Origin of the sequence: Halomonas hibernica (genome assembly GCF_013183775.1) — a bacterium.
GTDB classification, from domain to species: Bacteria; Pseudomonadota; Gammaproteobacteria; order Pseudomonadales; family Halomonadaceae; genus Vreelandella; species Vreelandella citrativorans.
In genome coordinates, this window is the sequence record NZ_VIFN01000013.1 from 21,915 (window position 1) to 38,888 (window position 16,974).

Genomic DNA, 16,974 nt, shown 5'->3' on the forward strand with positions numbered 1-16,974 from the left:
AGTGGTTTACTCGACCGTCACGCTTTTCGCCAGGTTACGCGGCTGATCAACATCGGTACCTTTAAGCACTGCGACGTGGTAGCTCAAAAGCTGGAGAGGAAGCGTATATAAAAGCGGCGCCAAAGCTTCGTGAATATGCGGCAGCTCAATGACTCGGATATTGTCATGCGGCTTGATACCCACGTTCTCATCGGCAAATACAAACAGCTGGCCGCCCCTGGCACGGACTTCCTGTAGGTTGGATTTTAGCTTTTCCAACAGGTCGTCATTGGGTGCGACGGATATCACCGGCATCTCGCTATCTACCAGCGCCAGCGGGCCGTGCTTAAGCTCACCGGCTGGGTAGGCTTCTGCGTGAATATAGGAAATTTCCTTAAGCTTAAGCGCGCCTTCCAGTGCAATCGGGTAGTGCGCACCACGGCCCAAGAACAACGCATGGTGCTTTTCAGCAAATGCCTGGGAGAGCTGCTCAATCTGGCTGTCCAGGGCCAGTACTTGTTGGCAAATATCAGCAAGCGAATGCAGCGCCTTCACAATACCTGCATGCTCTTCCTGCCCCTTCGCTTTGCTCATCGCAAGCGTTAGAAGCAATAGTGCCACTAACTGAGTGGTAAACGCTTTAGTAGAGGCAACGCCAATTTCCGGGCCTGCACGGGTCATCAGGGTCATATCTGATTCACGCACCAGGGAGCTTCCCGGCACGTTGCAAATAGCCAGCGAGCCGACATAGTTCAAGGTCTTGGCAAAACGCAGTGCCGCCAGCGTGTCAGCGGTTTCACCCGACTGGGAGAGCGTTACGAACAGCGTATCGGAAGGTACGACCGGATGGCGGTAACGATACTCGGAAGCCACCTCAACCTGTACCGGCACGCCTGCATAACGTTCAAGCCAGTAGCGGGCCACCATCGCCGCGTGATAACTGGTGCCACAGGCAATGATATGGACCTGGCGGGTTTTCTGGAACAGTGCCTGAGCATCGGGGCCAAAGCTCTCGACCAACACACTGTCCGCGCTCAAACGCCCTTCCAGGGCCGCCTCAATCACGGTGGGCTGCTCGAAGATTTCTTTAAGCATGTAGTGGCGATAATTACCTTTGCTGGCAACACCATCACCATGCTCAAAAACGTGTACTGACCGTGTTACCGAGCTGCCATCTTTATCGACAATCCGGATAGTACCCTTTTCACTTAACTCGACCACATCGCCTTCTTCCAGATAAATAAAGCGATCCGTTACTTGTAGCAAGGCAAGCGGGTCTGAGGCTAAAAATGCTTCCCCCATACCCACACCTACCACCAGCGGGCTTCCCTGGCGTGCACCTACCACGACGCCCGGCTCCTTGACACTCATAACGCCCAGCGCATACGCCCCGCCCAGACCATTCACAATTTGCTGGGTTGCCTCAAACAAGCAGAGACCACTCTGCAACTTGTCCGCTAGCAAATGCGTAATGACTTCGGTGTCAGTTTCCGAGCTAAACGTATAGCCACTTGCCTGCAGCGTCTCTTTTATATATTCGTAGTTTTCAATAATGCCGTTATGCACCACGCTGACGTAGTCACCGCTATGGTGCGGGTGGGCATTGGCTTTTGAAGGCTTTCCGTGAGTTGCCCAGCGCGTGTGAGCAATCCCTGACGCTCCCGGCAGCGGTGCACTATTCAGTTCGTTCTCAAGGGCTGCGACCTTACCAACTGCGCGATGACGAGTAAGCTGGTTATGATCGTTCAACACCGTCATGCCCGCTGAATCGTAACCGCGATACTCCAAGCGCTTAAGCCCTTCCAACAGTATGTCTTGCACGTTACGTTGCGCTACAGCAGCGACGATGCCACACATAAACCGTTCTCCCAGGATAAATTAAAGTAGCGATGTACCACGCGTTTACTTGCCAGCTTTAGTAGGACGCACCCAATCGGCCTTTTCCAGCTGCTTGCCTCGCGTCACCGCTAAGGCACGCTCACGGACATCTTTTGCTATGGTGGATCCAGCGCCTATGGTTGCGCCTGCCCCCACTCTAACCGGGGCTACCAGTGCGCTGTTAGAGCCAATAAAGGCATGATCGCCGATCTCAGTGTGATGCTTGTTAACGCCGTCATAGTTGCACGTAATCGTGCCCGCACCAATATTAACGTTACGCCCCAAGCGGGCATCGCCAACATAGCTTAAGTGGTTAATTTTGCTACCCTCGCCTACCTCGGCGTTTTTGGTTTCTACAAAATTGCCCACCTTGGCATTAACCGCCATGCGCGTACCGGGGCGCAGACGCGCATAAGGCCCCACCTGGTTATGGCCAGCCATCTTCGTTTGGTCAATAACAGTGTGGCTATCAATGCTACTTTCAGCACCGATGGCGCTGTTTTTGATCACGCAGTAAGGCCCTACACTAACGCCATCACCCAGCGTCACGTCACCTTCAAAAATGCAGCCCACGTCAATAAACACGTCGTGACCACAGGAGAGGCTTCCGCGCACGTCGATCCTTGTAGGATCAGCCAGTGCCACGCCCTGCTCCATTAACAGGTCCGCTTGGCGCGCTTGGTAAACGCGTTCTAACCGCGCCATTTGGGCACGATTATTAACCCCTTCTACTTCAACGGCGTGAGCTGGCTGCTCGGTGCAAACTTTAACCCCCTCTTTAGCCGCCATTTCGATCACATCGGTCAGGTAGTATTCACCCTGAGCATTGTCATCGGAAAGCTTAGGCAACCAACGCGCCAACTGGGCACTGGTCATCGCCATGATGCCGGTGTTGCATTCGGTGATGGCACGCTCGGCGTCATTGGCATCTTTTTGCTCTACAATCGCCACCGCATCGCCCGCCGCATTGCGCACAATACGGCCATAGCCAGTGGGGTCGTCCAGCGTAACCGTCAGCAATCCCATCTGTTGTTCGTTCACATGGGCCAACAGCGCTGTCAGCGTTTCACTTTGAATGAGCGGTACGTCGCCATACAGTATCAAAACAATGCCGTCACCCAGTTCATTCAATGCTTGAGCGGCGGCATGCCCCGTGCCTTTCTGCTCTTCTTGCACGGCAAACGTGACGTTTTCATCCGCCAATGCGTGACGCAGCTGCTCAGCGCCGTGACCAATGACGACCTGCGTGCGTGCAGGGCTTAGGCTCGCCGCGGTTTCCAGCACGTGCGACACCATGGGTTTTCCCGCCAAGGAGTGAAGCACCTTCGGCATGTGTGAGCGCATCCGCGTGCCTTTACCCGCTGCGAGAATCACTACATCTAGCGCTTTTTGCATTCTCATTACCCTTCTTCTGCGTGACGCACGTTAGGAGACGCCCACTGACCAATACCGCTTTCATTGATGAGTTCTTCGCCAAACTCATCAACAAAAGCAGGGCTTGCAATACTCTGCCACTGGTCGCCATCGCGGATCAGCATTAATACACTCAGATTCTGCGCAACGGCCACTTCCATACCGGTATCGCTGTCTTCTACCAATAACGCGGTGGCCCAGGCATCGGCCCAGGCGTTGGATGGATGGAAAACCGATACCGATGCAAGATTATGCGAGACAGGCCGCCCGGTACGTGGATCAATGGTATGTGAAAAGCGCTGCCCATCAGCCTCAAAGTAATTGCGATAATCCCCAGAGGTCGCTACCGACATATCGTGAAGAGGCACAATATGCTGTGCTTGTGGCGCGCCGCTTTGCGGCGTTTCAATACCTACGCGCCAAGGCGTCTCTTGATCATCACGATAGCCGTGCGCCAGCATATCTCCCCCCAGGTTAATTAAATAACCCTCTATCCCTTGCTGGTTTAGGTACGCTGCCACGCGGTCGGTTGCATGCCCCTTGGCGACACCGGAAAGATCCACATAAACATCACGCTCACGACGTGCCTGCATGGCCTGAGTATCGATCGCTACAGCATCAAAGCCCACTTCGGCCAAGCGCTCGGCCAGCTGGTGCTCCGAAGGGGCTTCTTGCGGGCGAGCCTCAGGACCAAAACTCCATAAATTGACCAGACCACCAACGGTCATATCAAACGCGCCGTTACTTTGTTCAGACACCGAGCGGCTTATCGCCAGCACTTCAATTAGCTCGTTGGAAAGTGGCTGCCACTCATTAAGCGGCGCCTGGTTAAACAGGCTTAGCTCAGAGTCATCTTTATACGTCGACATGGACACATCAACACGTTCAAGCTCTTCCAAAAAACCGGCTTCCAGATGGCTGGCTTGCTCCTGGGTTAGCGGGTCACTAATGGTTACCTGATAAAACGTGCCAAAGATGCCGCCCTCTAAACGGACAGGCGACTCCAAAGGACGATCTTTTTCCGAACAGCCCACCAGTAGTAACAGCGACATAATGCATACCGCTTTTACTGTTAACCGTGTTGATTCAGGCATAAATAGGGTCATGAGCTTACTCTACATGTAAAAAAACCAGAGGAGCCACGCACCGAACAGTACGCGATAAACAACAAAAGGCTGCATCCCCATTTTTTTAATAATAACGAGGAAATAGTGAATACACAGGTACGCAATAACACCGGACAATAGCGTTCCGGCCGCCATGGATAGCCAATCGACTGACTGGGGCTGATGTAAAAGTTCAACGGCTTCTAACCCACCGGCTAATACGATTACCGGGATGGAAAGTAAAAAGGAGAACCGCGCAGCCCCTTCACGACTCATACCTACCAGAAGGGCGGCGGTGATGGTAATCCCTGAACGTGATGTGCCCGGAATGAGCGCCAACGCTTGGGCGCCGCCAATGATCAGCACATCTTTTAGCTGCATTTGGTATTCACTGCGGGTACCGCGTTTTTTCCAGTCGGCGTACCCCAGTAACAGGCCAAAGCCAATCAGGCTGAGCGCGATGATAACCGTGGAGCGCATATACACCGAGATAACATCACGAAGCAGAAAACCGATGATACACACAGGCAGCGTGGCAAGCGTGACCCAGATCGCGAGCCTGGCATCTTTATTGATCCCCCGGCCACGCAGCGCTGCCAGGCTGCTCGCTATCATTTGCCAAATTTCATGCCGGAAATAGACCACTACCGCGCTTAAACTGCCCAAGTGGAGCGCGACATCAAAAGCAAGCCCTTGGTCCTCCCAAGAGGTTAATACGGGTACTAAAATCAAGTGCGCCGAGCTTGAGACAGGCAAGAATTCCGTTATCCCTTGCACAGCAGCAAGTACCACTATTTGGAGCCACTCCATGGGTCATCCTATACATCAAAAGGGTGGTTGAATGACAATGGCGCATAAGGATACACCTCCATTAGGGGATTGTCCGCCATGGCTGCCATCGTTTTGTATTGCGTATTAGCCTGCTTAGAACAAAGGGCTTAAGAGATCATATTGCAGTGCGCTACAATAATGCTTTATTGAAAGCGCTCCCTTGTCAGGTATTTCATGACTCAGACCGTTGAAACGCCAGTGGTTCCCAACCACGAGCTAGATAATCAGGAAGCCAAGCGCGTCACCTATATCGGTGCCTGGTTGGATGGTGTGCTTAGTATTGTCAAAGTGGTGGTCGGTTTTTGGGTGGGTTCTGCCGCACTGATTGCCGATGGCATCCACTCGCTCTCCGACTTAATCACCGATGGTTTTGTACTGGCCGCCATTCATTACGGGCGTCAGGAGCCCGACAACGACCATCACTATGGTCACGGGCGCATCGAAACACTCACCACGCTGCTGTTGGGTAGCGTACTGATCTTTGTGGCAGGCGGTATTGCCTGGTCAAGCCTGGAGCGCTTGTTTAGCGGCACAGAAGTCACCGCGCCTGGCATTGTGGCGATTGTGATTACGTTTATTGCCCTGATCAGTAAAGAGTGGATTTTTCGCTACACCATGCGCGTCGCCAAGCGGGTAAAATCCAAGCTGCTGGAGGCTAACGCCTGGCACTCCCGTAGCGATGCCCTGTCTACTGCGGTGGTGCTGGTCGCACTGATTGGTGCTCAGTTTGGCTTGGGCTGGCTGGATGCCGTTGCCGCCATTGTGGTTGGCCTGCTGGTAGGCAAGGTTGGCTGGGATTTACTGTGGGAGTCTGCGCGGGAATTAGTCGATACTGCACTGCCTGAAGACACCCAGCGCCAAATGCACGACGTAGCCTGTAGCGTACCGGGCGTGGATAGCGTGCATGACCTTCGTACTCGCCAGTCGGCAGGCTGGGTAATGGTGGATTTGCATGTCGTGGTCGGACCTAAAATCACCGTTTCAGAAGCCCATGAGATAGGTAATGAGGTCAGCCGCCGTTTACGTCATGAGTTTCCGCTACTCACCGACGTTATTTTCCACGTTGACCCTGAAGATGACGCTGGAGAAGGGGACCCCAGCCGAATGCCAGGCCTGCCACTACGCCCCGAAGTTGAGGCCGCGCTTGACCAACGCTGGTACGCGCATCCGGTGTGGCGCACGTTAAACGAGCTTCAACTGCACTACTTAGATGACAAAGTGTCCGTATCGCTGATTATCGGCGATGCGGTACATCAGCCCCCGCAATGTTTGGCTAGCCAGCTCAAAGCGCTCGCCAGTGATATCGAGTGGCTCGGTCATGTGGAAGTCATGTTTATCACCCGAGCGGCCAGTAGCGCGATGCGCTAGCCGTTCGCTAAACGCCAAATACTCAACCACCTGACGGGCCTTATGGTTTCGGTACGGAATGAATACGCTTAACCTTGCCTTGTTTGAAAGGCTCAACGCCGCCGCTGACACCCCTGCCTGGCTGGTCATGTTTGCTCATGGATGCGCCGTTGAATTGATGTGGCTACTACCTGCGCTGCTGGTAGTCGGTTGGCTGCGCGGCGGTGAACAGCTCAAGCAGCCACTGCTGGAGGCGCTGATAGCGACGCTGCTGGCCTTAGCGATAAGTGGCATCATCGGGGTGCTATGGCCGATGCCCCGGCCCTTTGCGGTACCGGCAGGCACCACGTTGATGGCCCATGCGCCAACCCCAGCCTTCCCCAGTAATCATCTAACGATCATTCTGACCATGGCCTTTAGCTTGATGCTGCACCGCTACACCCGACGTATCGGCAGCCTTCTTCTGCTCTTGGCCATTCCCGTCGGCTGGGCAAGAATTTTTTTGGGCGTCCACTTTCCCCAGGACATGGCAGGCGCTGCCCTTTTGTCAGCCGTTATGGCTGTGCTGGTGGGTTTCAATCGCGCCTGGCTAGTGCTACCGGTTTATGAGCACGTCGCCAAGCGCCTTTATCACTGTCTGTTCGCGCCGCTTATCCGCCGTGGCTGGGTGAAGCGCTAACCGGCTGTTCGCTATAAGCTAGTAAGAATTACTGTTGCAATAGAGAAGTAAATCAATACCCCGGTGGCATCAATCAAGGTGGTGACCAGCGGCGCAGAGGCAGCTGCTGGGTCGACCTTGAAGCGCTCCAGTACAAACGGCAGGCACATGCCCAGCAGGCTGCCAAACAGTACGATAGTGACCATACTGAGGGAGACAATAATAGCGACTTCGTTGCCTGCTCGCAGTATCCCGATAGGGGCAACGGCGATGGCCATGGTCAGCCCCAGGGAGCCAGCTACCAACAGCTCACGGCCGAGCATTTTACTCCAGTCCTTAACGCCTACATCACCGGTTGCCATACCGCGAACCATCAGCGTTGCCGCCTGAGCGCCTGCGTTACCGCCACTACCAATCAACAAGGGCAGAAAGAATACCAGCGCCACTTGGGCGGCAATAATATCTTCAAAGTGAGCAATACCCGCGCCGGAAAACAAGTTGGCAAAAACCAGTACTACCAGCCACGTCACCCGTTTACGGTACAGGCTCCACAGCGATACACGGCTAACGCCATCTTCCAACTGGCCAATCGACATCCCCTTGTGGATATCTTCGGTGGCTTCCGACTCCGCCACGTCCATCGCATCATCGTGAGTAACGATACCCACCATACGGTTTTCGGCATCAATCACCGGCAGCGCCAGAAGATCATAACGAGCCACGATACGAGCCACTTCTTCCTGCGCTTCGTCCACGGCGGTCCTGATCACATCCTTGATCATGATGTCATCAACCAACGCGCCAGGCCTGGCAATCATCAGCTGACGCAGGGACATCGTGCCAATCAGCCTACCATCGTTGTCCAGGATATAGAGCTGATAGACCGTCTCGGCATCCGGAGCAGTCTGGCGTACGCGCATCATTGCCTGAGACACCGTCATGCCACTGGCTATCGCCACATAGTCAGAGGTCATAATGGCGCCTGCAGTACCTTCTTCGTAGCCTGCCAGCCGCTTGAGATCTTCCCGCTCCTGATGTGCCATGCGCCGTAACAGCGCTTCTCGGCGATCTTCATCCAGAAGATTGAACAGGTCCACCCGTTCGTCAGAGCCCATCTCTTCCAACAGCTTAAGTACCTGGGTGTCCTTTAGCTCACCCACGACTTCCAGCTGGCTTTCACCTGGCAAGTAGCCAAGCACATTAGCGGCGCGTTCTGTAGAAAGTATATCGAGCACTGAAAGCGCTGCGGACAGCTCTTCGTCCTCCTCGATAAGCTCTTCAAGCACCTCACCAATATCTGCCGAACGAATTTCGGCCAAGCGTTCGGATAATAGCTCTTTTTTCGGTTCCTCTTTGACCAGCTCGTCCAGCAGCTCGGTTTTTAATTCCTGCAAGATTTCATCGTTCAATGACATCGCGTTCTCCTTCTCTGCAGACGAGTCAGTGCTGACAAGCATTATGCTACTAAATGCTTATGACAAGTGTACCAGACAAAAAAAACGCCCCTTAAACCCTAACGGGTTCAAGGGGCGTTTTATTCACGCTTACCGCGTAGTGTTAGCCTTTACCCGCCTTTTTGCGCAGCTGCTGGATCGTACGCAGCTGTGCAACGGCTTCGGCAAGTTCAGCGGAGGCACGGGTATAATCGAGCTCCGATGACTTCTCATTAAAGGCTTTCAGCGCTTCCTGACGCGCTTCTTCGGCAGCGGCCTCATTGAGGTCGCTGGCCCGCGTTGCGGCGTCTGCCAGAATCGTAACGACATCCGGCTGGACTTCCATAAAGCCACCCGAGACAAAGAAGTTTTCTTCCTTGCCATTGTCGTGAATGACACGAATCGGGCCCGGCTGAAGCTCCGTCAGTAACGGGGCGTGACCTGGCAAAATACCCAAGTCACCCATCATCCCGGAAGCGACTACCTGCTCAACACTGCCTGAGAAGATAGATGCTTCTGCGCTGACGATATTGCAAGTGAAGCTATTCGCCATAGCGAATCCCCCTAATGGACGGGATTACTTCTTCATCTGGTTGGCTTTTTCGACCGCTTCGTCGATGGTGCCTACCATGTAGAAGGCCTGTTCCGGCATATCGTCATACTCGCCATCGAGGATGCCCTGGAAGCCACGGATCGTCTCTTTCAGAGAAACATACTTACCGGGTGAACCAGTGAATACCTCAGCAACGAAGAACGGCTGCGACAAGAAACGCTGAATTTTACGCGCCCGAGAAACGGCCAGCTTGTCTTCATCAGACAGCTCATCCATACCCAGAATGGCGATAATATCCTTGAGTTCCTTGTAACGCTGCAGAACGTTCTGCACGCCACGAGCAACCGCATAATGCTCATCACCTACCACCAACGGATCCAACTGACGCGACGTAGAGTCCAACGGATCAATGGCCGGGTAGATACCTAGCTCAGCAATGGAACGGGCCAGTACAACGGTCGCGTCCAAGTGTGAGAAGGTGGTTGCCGGAGACGGATCGGTCAAGTCATCCGCCGGTACGTATACCGCTTGTACGGAGGTGATTGAGCCTGATTTCGTCGAGGTGATACGTTCCTGCAGAACGCCCATCTCTTCGGCTAGCGTCGGCTGATAACCTACCGCAGACGGCATACGGCCAAGCAGTGCAGATACTTCTGTACCGGCCAGGGTGTAACGGTAAATATTATCGACGAACAGTAGAACGTCGCGGCCTTCATCACGGAATTTTTCAGCGATGGTCAGACCGGTCAGCGCAACGCGCAAACGGTTACCGGGCGGCTCGTTCATCTGGCCGTAAACCAGCGATACCTTATCGATAACGTTGGATTCGGTCATTTCGTGATAGAAGTCGTTACCCTCACGCGTACGCTCACCCACACCGGCGAATACAGAGTAGCCGCTGTGCTCGGTGGCAATGTTGCGGATAAGCTCCATCATGTTAACGGTTTTACCGACACCCGCACCGCCGAACAAGCCAACCTTACCACCCTTGGCAAACGGGCAGACCAGGTCGATAACCTTGATACCGGTTTCCAGCAGCTCGTTAGAGGCTGCCTGGTCGGCATAGCTGGGTGCTTTACGGTGGATCGGCATACGCTCTTGCTCACCGATCTCACCCGCTTCATCAATCGGCTCGCCGAGTACGTTCATGATACGACCCAGCGTTTCCTTACCTACCGGTACGGAAATCGCGGCACCTGTGTTGGCTACGTCCAAGCCACGCTTTAAGCCCTCAGTGGAGCCCATGGCAATGGTGCGTACCACGCCGTCGCCCAGCTGCTGCTGGACTTCGAGGACAGTCTCTTTGTCAGAGACCTTCAGCGCGTCGTAGACCTTGGGCACAGAGTCCCGCGGAAACTCTACGTCAATCACCGCGCCGATGATTTGTACGATACGTCCGCTCATCTTGGTTCCTCTCAAAAACCTGCAAATGAAACCTGTCTGCCGGGAGCTGCTTTATTGGGCAGCTCCCTAGGCGTTATACGGCTGAAGCGCCGCCGACGATCTCAGAAATTTCCTGGGTGATGGCGGCCTGACGGGCCTTGTTGTAAACCATCTCCAGATCGTCGATCAGGTTGCCCGCGTTATCAGTGGCACTCTTCATAGCGATCATTCGGGCGGCCTGTTCGCACGCACCGTTTTCGACTACCGCCTGATACACCTGCGATTCGATGAATCGAACCAACAGGCTGTCTAGCAACGCCTTGGCATCCGGTTCATACAGGTAGTCCCAGCTTTCGGGACGGGCGTTTTCTTCGTCATGTTTAGCGTCTTCGCCCATATCAGGCGACAGAGGAAGAAGCTGACGCACAACCGGCCGTTGCGTCATGGTGTTAACAAATTCGTTATACACCACGTACAGGCGGTCAAGACGTCCTTCATCGTACGCTTCGAGCATGACCTTGATACTACCGATCAGACCCTCGACCGTGGGTGCTTCACCTAATCCGCTCTTGGCGGCAATCAAGTTGCCGCCATAGTTACGGAAGAAAGCACTGCCTTTCGCGCCAAGGGCACAGAAGTCCAGCTCAGCGCCTTCCTGGCTCCAGACGCGGGCATCTTTCACCACGGCCTTGAACAGGTTGACGTTTAAGCCGCCGCACAAACCGCGGTCGGTAGACACCACAATGTAGCCTACGCGATTCACCTCGTTACGCTCGATCATATAATCGTGGCGATATTCGGGGTTAGCGTCAGCAATGTGGCCTACGACGTTGCGAATCTGCTTGGCATACGGCTGGCCAGCCTTCATCAGATCTTGTGCTTTACGCATTTTCGACGCAGCTACCATTTCCATGGCACTGGTGATCTTCTGCGTATTTTTGATGCTCCCGATCTGGGTGCGTATCTCTTTTGCAGCTGCCATAGCGATCTACCTTTCGTTCGTGACTCTCAGAAAGTAGGCAAGCCCGCCCGCAGGCAGGCCGGACATTACCAGCTCTGAGTCGCCTTGAACTTCTCGAGACCCGACTTCAAGCCGTCTTGAATCTCGCCGTTGTAGTCGCCGGTCTGGTTGATTTTGTCGAGCAGGTCGCCGTGCTCAGACTTCATGTAATCGTGCAGCGCACGTTCGAAGTCCAACACTTTATCGACGCTCACATCATCCATGTGACCTTCGTTAGCGGCGTAGAGAGACAGCGCCATTTCTGCAACCGACATCGGCGAATACTGTTTCTGCTTCATCAGTTCGGTAACGCGCTGACCGTGCTCAAGCTGCTTGCGGGTCGCTTCGTCAAGGTCAGAAGCGAACTGCGAGAACGCAGCCAGTTCACGGTACTGAGCCAAGGCCAGACGAACACCACCACCTAACTTTTTGATGATCTTGGTCTGGGCAGCACCGCCCACGCGCGATACGGACAAACCTGCGTTAATCGACGGACGAATACCGGAGTTAAACAGGTTGGTTTCCAGGAAGATCTGACCGTCGGTGATCGAGATCACGTTGGTCGGAACGAACGCAGAAACGTCGCCACCCTGGGTTTCGATGATCGGCAGTGCGGTCAAGGAACCGGTTTTGCCCTTCACTTCACCGTTGGTGAACTTCTCAACGTAGTCGACGTTGACACGTGCCGCACGCTCAAGCAGACGCGAGTGGAGATAGAACACGTCACCGGGGTAGGCTTCACGGCCTGGCGGACGACGCAGCAGCAGGGATACCTGGCGGTACGCCACTGCCTGCTTGGAAAGATCGTCATAAACGATCATCGCGTCTTCGCCACGGTCACGGAAGTACTCACCCATGGTGCAACCGGAATACGCGGAGAGGAACTGCATCGGAGCCGGATCGGCAGCGCCCGCAGCGACGACGATGGTATGTTCCATCGCGCCATGCTCTTCGAGTTTGCGCACCACGTTGGCGATGGTCGACTGTTTCTGACCAATGGCAACGTAGACACAGGTAACGCCTTTGCCTTTCTGGTTGATGATCGCATCAATGGCAATGGCAGATTTACCGATCTGACGGTCGCCGATAATCAGCTCACGCTGACCACGACCGATCGGCACCATGGCGTCGATGGATTTCAAGCCGGTTTGAATCGGCTCATCAACCGACTGACGGGTAATAACGCCAGGCGCTACTTTTTCTACCGCGTCGGTCATTTTAGCGTTGATATCGCCTTTGCCGTCGATGGGGTTACCCAACGCATCAACAACACGGCCAATCAGCTCTGGGCCTACCGGTACTTCAAGAATACGACCGGTGCATTTCGCGGTCATGCCTTCTTCAAGCAGCAGGTAGTCGCCCAGGACAACGGCACCTACGGAGTCGCGCTCCAGGTTAAGTACCATGCCAAAAACGCTATTAGGAAATTCAATCATTTCACCAAACATGGCGTCTTCGAGGCCGTGAATTTTCACGATACCGTCGGAAACACCTACGATGGTGCCCTGATTACGAGCTTCAGATGCGACGTCAAGCTTCTCAATTCGCTGCTTGATGATGTCGCTGATCTCGGAAGGATTCAATTGCTGCATGCCATGTCCCTCAGACTCAAGCGGTTAGCGCTTCGGAAAGGCGGTTCAGTCGACCACGTACCGACCCGTCAATGACGGTATCGCCAGCACGCAGGATGACACCACCGATGAGCGACTTATCTACCTGAGTAGTAATGGAGATTTCGCGATTCAGACGTTTCTTGAGCGCGTTGGATAGCTTGGTCTTTTGTGCGGCTGTCAGCTTATACGCTGACGTTACCATTACCTCTATACGCTGCTCGTGTTCAGCGCGCAGGCGCTCAAACTGTTCAGCGATAAAAGGCAGGACCATTAAACGGTCCTGGTCAGCCACAGCCTCCAAAAAGCGAGACAGTGCATCACCCAACGTTTCTGGAAGCATTTCAACCAGAAGGGCAACTTTCTTTGCATTCTCGATTTTGGGACTACCCAGCAGACGTCGAGCGTCGCTATCGGCCACAACAGTGCCTAAAAAACCCAGCGCCTGTGACCAGCTATCAAGCACATCATTATCACGCGCGTGTTCAAACGCCGCCTTTGCGTAAGGACGAGCGACGGTAAGTAATTCCGCCATAATTCACCTCCTTACAGTTCGGCAGCCAGCTTATTAAGCAGCTCGCGATGCGCATTTTCATCGACAGAAGCTTCCAAAACACGCTCAGCGCCGATGATGGCCAGATGAGACACCTGGGCACGTAACTCTTCTTTCGCGCGATTTACTTCAAGCTCGATTTCAGAACGTGCGCCCGCCATGAGACGTTCACCTTCTGCGCGGGCCTGCTCGCGGGCTTCTTCGATCATCTGAGCAGAGCGCTTATTGGCTTGCTCAAGGATCTGTGAAGCTTGTTCCTTGCTCTCACGCAGCGTCTGTTCTGCCCGCTCTTGAGCTAGCTCAAGATCACGAGTAGCACGGCTGGCTGCATCCAAGCCATCAGCAATTTTTTTCTGACGCTCGTTAAGCGCGTTGCTGATCGGAGGCCACACGTACTTTATGCAAAACCAGACAAAGATCGCGAAGGCGATCGTCTGCCCGATAAGCGTCATGTTGATATTCACAGGGATGTACCTCTGACAAGTTCGTGGCGACCGGAGTGAAACAAAACCGAGCGGTTAACCGCCCGGTAAAGCAATCATTAACCGGCAACAACGAAGATCAGGTACATCGCAATACCAACACCGATCATCGGTACAGCGTCCAACAGACCTGCCATGATGAAGGTTTTGGTTTGCAGCTGGTCGCCCAGCTCCGGCTGACGTGCAGTAGACTCAAGCAGTTTGCCGCCCAGAATAGCGAAGCCAATACCAGTAGCCAATGCGCCTAGACCGATGATGATGGCAGCAGAAAGATAAACCATTTCCATGATGTTGCTCCTGAGTTTAAGTTTTGGTTAAGGGTTGTGGGTTAATGAAAGCGTTAGCTTTGCTTGGTTAGTGGTGTTCGTGCGCCGCGCTCAAATAAACGATGGTGAGCGTGGTAAAGATAAAGGCCTGTAGCGTGACGACCAGGATATGGAAAATTGCCCATGGCACGTCCAGTACCCAAATGGCCCAAAACGGCAGCATGGCAATCAAAATGAAGATCACTTCACCGGCAAACATGTTACCGAAAAGACGCATGGCCAGACTGAACGGCTTGACCAGTAGCGATACAATTTCCAGCACCAGGTTGAAAGGAATTAGTGCCCAGTGATTAAACGGGGTCAGGGAGAGCTCTTTGACAAAACCGCCAACGCCTTTCACTTTGAAGTTGTAGTACAAAATCAGGCCAAATACGCCCAACGCCATGCCTAGCGTGGCATTTACATCGGTGGTAGGTACAATTTTCATGTACTCCACACCGAGCTTGCTAAACAGTACCGGGAAGTAGTCGACCGGAATAATCTTGAGACTATTCATCAGCAGTATCCAGATGAATAGCGTAATGGCCAGCGGTACGATATGAGGGTTGCGTCCATGGAACGTTGAGCGCGTCAGGTTATCGATAAACTCGACCACCATTTCAACCGCGTTTTGCAGACCGCCTGGCACGCCAGTGGTCGCCGCTTTTCCCGCCTTACGGAATACCCAGAGAAACAGTACCCCCATAGCGATTGACCAGCCCATGGTATCCAGATGGATCGCCCAGAAGCCCATTTCGCTCGCTTCTTGAGCGGAATGCGCCAGCGACCAACCATTCACCGGGTGATGCCCAAAGGTCAGGTTCTGCAAGTGGTGCTGGATATAATAAGTCGTCGAGACTTCGTTTCCTGCGGCCATAGAGATATCACCTCAATCAAGTGTGCGATGTCTGCGCATAAACAACGGCGTTAGCCCATGCATCAGAACAATCGCCACATAAGCACTAAAAAAGAAAGCGGGGTTTGAGGGGGGCACTACAACGAACACTGCGCTAAACAGTGCCACCGTCAAACCAAACTTGCCTGCTTCGGCACGAAACAAATGAACAGCGCTACGCGATGTTCGCTTACTGTGCAATATACCCATTCGCTGTATAAAAAAAGCATGGGGTAGCAAGGCCACCAGCGCACCTGTTACCACGGAGGAAACGCCCGGCATGCGCGCTACAGGGTAGACCATCAACATACCGACCACCGTCACGATTAGCTGTGCGGTAAAAAGCCGGATGACATACGCCTTCCTGCGCTGGGTTTCAACACGTTCTACCATTGCCCAGCACCCTGCCATCGAATGGTTGCTTAGGCTGTTGATAAGCAACCTGCACAAATCTTGCGCGATTATAGGGAAGCGCTATCACACCTTCAACCAAAGTTGCTCGTATTTAACGTGTTTAGGAGACAACTTGCGACCAAAGGGTGAAAATTAGCTACTTTTTAACGCTTTCTTAATAAGCCTGCTATTTAATTAATAAGCAGCCTATTTAATATGCGCCAGTATTCCGTCGAGTTCATCAAGGCTTGTATAGCGGATGGTCACTTTGCCTTTCCCTCGATTACCATGGTCAATTGAGACGGGGGCGCCAAGCAGTTCGCCTAACTGCGTCTCCAGACGCGAGACATCCGCCGTTTTATTTGGCCGGCTTGGCGTTTTTTCAACGCTTTGGCTGGCCTGTACCTTTTTGACCAACGCTTCGGTGGACCGCACGGTGAGATCGTTATTCACCACTTCATGAGCCACTTGGCGCTGCTGAACGCTGTTAAGTGATAGCAACGCACGCGCATGGCCCATATCCAGGTCTCCTCGCTCTAGCAGCGTTTGGACTTCAGGATCCAGTGCCAGCAAGCGCAGTAAGTTGGCGACCTGAGTGCGGGATTTACCGACCGCGTCAGCAATCTGCTGCTGGGTTAATTCAAACTCATCACCCAGCCGTTTAAGCGCCATCGCTTCTTCGATGGCATTGAGGTTTTCACGCTGAATATTTTCAATCAGCGCCAGTGCCAAGGCAACTTCGTCACTTACCTCACGAATAACCGCGGGGATAACGTCAAGCTCGGCCAGCTGCGCTGCACGCCAGCGCCGCTCACCAGCAATAATTTCATAGCGATCTTCGCCAATAGGGCGTACCACAATAGGCTGCATTACGCCCTGGGCACGAATAGAATCGGCAAGTTCTTCAAGCGCTTCTGGCTGAATATCACGCCGCGGCTGATACTTGCCACGGGTTAACTGACCAAGCGGAAGGCGCTCCAAACGCTCAGAAGCCGCATCCGAGGCCACCATCACGGATGACGCCTCATCATGAGCTTCCAATGGAGAGCTACCAGTAAGTTCCAGGCTGTCACGGCGACGAGCGCCCGCACCAATTAGGGCATCCAGGCCACGTCCTAGCGCGCGTTTACGCGTCATTCGCTTTCCCTCGTACTA

The 16,974-nt window shown here is 53.8% G+C and carries 17 protein-coding genes; 2 read left to right on the top strand and 15 right to left on the bottom strand.

Annotated features, from left to right (window positions below; genetic code table 11):
* Window positions 1-6: 6 nt before the first annotated feature.
* From glmS to FKN99_RS15505, 4 genes are read right to left on the bottom strand one after another with little or no spacing between them, the layout of a single operon-like run.
* A complete protein-coding gene (gene glmS, locus FKN99_RS15490) occupies window positions 7-1,836 on the bottom strand; it encodes a glutamine--fructose-6-phosphate transaminase (isomerizing) (RefSeq protein ID WP_172118711.1) in 1,830 nt (609 codons plus the stop codon).
* Between the two features lie 45 nt (window positions 1,837-1,881).
* The gene (glmU, locus tag FKN99_RS15495) at window positions 1,882-3,252 is read right to left on the bottom strand and encodes a bifunctional UDP-N-acetylglucosamine diphosphorylase/glucosamine-1-phosphate N-acetyltransferase GlmU (RefSeq protein ID WP_172118712.1); all 1,371 of its coding nucleotides are present in this window, start codon (window positions 3,250-3,252) and stop codon (window positions 1,882-1,884) included.
* A gap of 5 nt (window positions 3,253-3,257) precedes the next feature.
* Window positions 3,258-4,376 (bottom strand): FAD:protein FMN transferase, encoded by a 1,119-nt coding sequence (locus tag FKN99_RS15500; RefSeq protein WP_253927064.1) that lies wholly within the window; start codon window positions 4,374-4,376, stop codon window positions 3,258-3,260.
* A gap of 9 nt (window positions 4,377-4,385) precedes the next feature.
* Window positions 4,386-5,186, bottom strand: a complete 801-nt coding sequence (locus tag FKN99_RS15505) for an undecaprenyl-diphosphate phosphatase (protein ID WP_172118713.1) — start codon at window positions 5,184-5,186, stop codon at window positions 4,386-4,388.
* Window positions 5,187-5,381: 195 nt separating this feature from the next.
* Here FKN99_RS15505 and FKN99_RS15510 point away from each other — a divergent pair, with 195 nt between their 5' ends.
* Window positions 5,382-6,575, top strand: a complete 1,194-nt coding sequence (locus FKN99_RS15510; protein WP_172118714.1) for a cation diffusion facilitator family transporter — start codon at window positions 5,382-5,384, stop codon at window positions 6,573-6,575.
* A 58-nt stretch (window positions 6,576-6,633) separates the two neighbouring features.
* Window positions 6,634-7,233, top strand: a complete 600-nt coding sequence (locus FKN99_RS15515) for an undecaprenyl-diphosphatase (RefSeq protein WP_172118715.1) — start codon at window positions 6,634-6,636, stop codon at window positions 7,231-7,233.
* An 11-nt stretch (window positions 7,234-7,244) separates the two neighbouring features.
* On the opposite strand, the gene mgtE is transcribed toward FKN99_RS15515, so the two are convergent.
* The 11 genes from mgtE to FKN99_RS15570 form a co-directional block, all read right to left on the bottom strand.
* On the bottom strand, window positions 7,245-8,627 hold the full coding sequence (mgtE, locus tag FKN99_RS15520; RefSeq protein ID WP_172118716.1) for a magnesium transporter: 1,383 nt from the start codon (window positions 8,625-8,627) through the stop codon (window positions 7,245-7,247).
* A 142-nt stretch (window positions 8,628-8,769) separates the two neighbouring features.
* On the bottom strand, window positions 8,770-9,198 hold the full coding sequence (locus FKN99_RS15525) for a F0F1 ATP synthase subunit epsilon (RefSeq protein WP_087107048.1): 429 nt from the start codon (window positions 9,196-9,198) through the stop codon (window positions 8,770-8,772).
* 24 nt (window positions 9,199-9,222) lie between these two features.
* Complete coding sequence (gene atpD / locus FKN99_RS15530) at window positions 9,223-10,602, bottom strand: F0F1 ATP synthase subunit beta (protein ID WP_172118717.1); 1,380 nt, start codon at window positions 10,600-10,602, stop codon at window positions 9,223-9,225.
* A 73-nt stretch (window positions 10,603-10,675) separates the two neighbouring features.
* Complete coding sequence (atpG, locus tag FKN99_RS15535) at window positions 10,676-11,563, bottom strand: F0F1 ATP synthase subunit gamma (protein WP_172118718.1); 888 nt, start codon at window positions 11,561-11,563, stop codon at window positions 10,676-10,678.
* A 65-nt stretch (window positions 11,564-11,628) separates the two neighbouring features.
* Window positions 11,629-13,173, bottom strand: coding sequence for a F0F1 ATP synthase subunit alpha (gene atpA, locus FKN99_RS15540; RefSeq protein ID WP_172118719.1), 1,545 nt, complete (start codon window positions 13,171-13,173; stop codon window positions 11,629-11,631).
* A gap of 16 nt (window positions 13,174-13,189) precedes the next feature.
* Window positions 13,190-13,726: a F0F1 ATP synthase subunit delta gene (locus FKN99_RS15545; protein WP_172118720.1), complete on the bottom strand. Its 537-nt coding sequence runs from the start codon at window positions 13,724-13,726 to the stop codon at window positions 13,190-13,192.
* An 11-nt stretch (window positions 13,727-13,737) separates the two neighbouring features.
* On the bottom strand, window positions 13,738-14,208 hold the full coding sequence (locus FKN99_RS15550) for a F0F1 ATP synthase subunit B (protein WP_172118721.1): 471 nt from the start codon (window positions 14,206-14,208) through the stop codon (window positions 13,738-13,740).
* Window positions 14,209-14,285: 77 nt separating this feature from the next.
* Window positions 14,286-14,513, bottom strand: a complete 228-nt coding sequence (gene atpE, locus FKN99_RS15555) for a F0F1 ATP synthase subunit C (protein WP_018918432.1) — start codon at window positions 14,511-14,513, stop codon at window positions 14,286-14,288.
* A 67-nt stretch (window positions 14,514-14,580) separates the two neighbouring features.
* Window positions 14,581-15,408, bottom strand: coding sequence for a F0F1 ATP synthase subunit A (gene atpB / locus FKN99_RS15560; protein WP_172118722.1), 828 nt, complete (start codon window positions 15,406-15,408; stop codon window positions 14,581-14,583).
* Window positions 15,409-15,420: 12 nt separating this feature from the next.
* Complete coding sequence (locus FKN99_RS15565; protein WP_172118723.1) at window positions 15,421-15,819, bottom strand: ATP synthase subunit I; 399 nt, start codon at window positions 15,817-15,819, stop codon at window positions 15,421-15,423.
* A gap of 207 nt (window positions 15,820-16,026) precedes the next feature.
* Window positions 16,027-16,956 (bottom strand): ParB/RepB/Spo0J family partition protein, encoded by a 930-nt coding sequence (locus FKN99_RS15570; protein ID WP_172118724.1) that lies wholly within the window; start codon window positions 16,954-16,956, stop codon window positions 16,027-16,029.
* Window positions 16,957-16,974: the final 18 nt, after the last annotated feature.

Bases quoted from the DNA above. Each gene is read 5' to 3' on its own strand.
- FKN99_RS15505 (WP_172118713.1), bottom strand. From the start codon at position 5,186: ATGGAGTGGCTCCAAATAGTGGTACTTGCTGCTGTGCAAGGGATAACG.
- FKN99_RS15515 (WP_172118715.1), top strand. From the start codon at position 6,634: ATGAATACGCTTAACCTTGCCTTGTTTGAAAGGCTCAACGCCGCCGCT.
- atpE (WP_018918432.1), bottom strand. From the start codon at position 14,513: ATGGAAATGGTTTATCTTTCTGCTGCCATCATCATCGGTCTAGGCGCA.
- FKN99_RS15500 (WP_253927064.1), bottom strand. From the start codon at position 4,376: ATGACCCTATTTATGCCTGAATCAACACGGTTAACAGTAAAAGCGGTA.
- atpB (WP_172118722.1), bottom strand. From the start codon at position 15,408: ATGGCCGCAGGAAACGAAGTCTCGACGACTTATTATATCCAGCACCAC.
- FKN99_RS15570 (WP_172118724.1), bottom strand. From the start codon at position 16,956: ATGACGCGTAAACGCGCGCTAGGACGTGGCCTGGATGCCCTAATTGGT.
- FKN99_RS15565 (WP_172118723.1), bottom strand. From the start codon at position 15,819: ATGGTAGAACGTGTTGAAACCCAGCGCAGGAAGGCGTATGTCATCCGG.
- FKN99_RS15510 (WP_172118714.1), top strand. From the start codon at position 5,382: ATGACTCAGACCGTTGAAACGCCAGTGGTTCCCAACCACGAGCTAGAT.
- FKN99_RS15525 (WP_087107048.1), bottom strand. From the start codon at position 9,198: ATGGCGAATAGCTTCACTTGCAATATCGTCAGCGCAGAAGCATCTATC.
- glmU (WP_172118712.1), bottom strand. From the start codon at position 3,252: ATGCAAAAAGCGCTAGATGTAGTGATTCTCGCAGCGGGTAAAGGCACG.
- atpD (WP_172118717.1), bottom strand. From the start codon at position 10,602: ATGAGCGGACGTATCGTACAAATCATCGGCGCGGTGATTGACGTAGAG.
- atpA (WP_172118719.1), bottom strand. From the start codon at position 13,173: ATGCAGCAATTGAATCCTTCCGAGATCAGCGACATCATCAAGCAGCGA.
- atpG (WP_172118718.1), bottom strand. From the start codon at position 11,563: ATGGCAGCTGCAAAAGAGATACGCACCCAGATCGGGAGCATCAAAAAT.
- mgtE (WP_172118716.1), bottom strand. From the start codon at position 8,627: ATGTCATTGAACGATGAAATCTTGCAGGAATTAAAAACCGAGCTGCTG.
- FKN99_RS15545 (WP_172118720.1), bottom strand. From the start codon at position 13,726: ATGGCGGAATTACTTACCGTCGCTCGTCCTTACGCAAAGGCGGCGTTT.
- glmS (WP_172118711.1), bottom strand. From the start codon at position 1,836: ATGTGTGGCATCGTCGCTGCTGTAGCGCAACGTAACGTGCAAGACATA.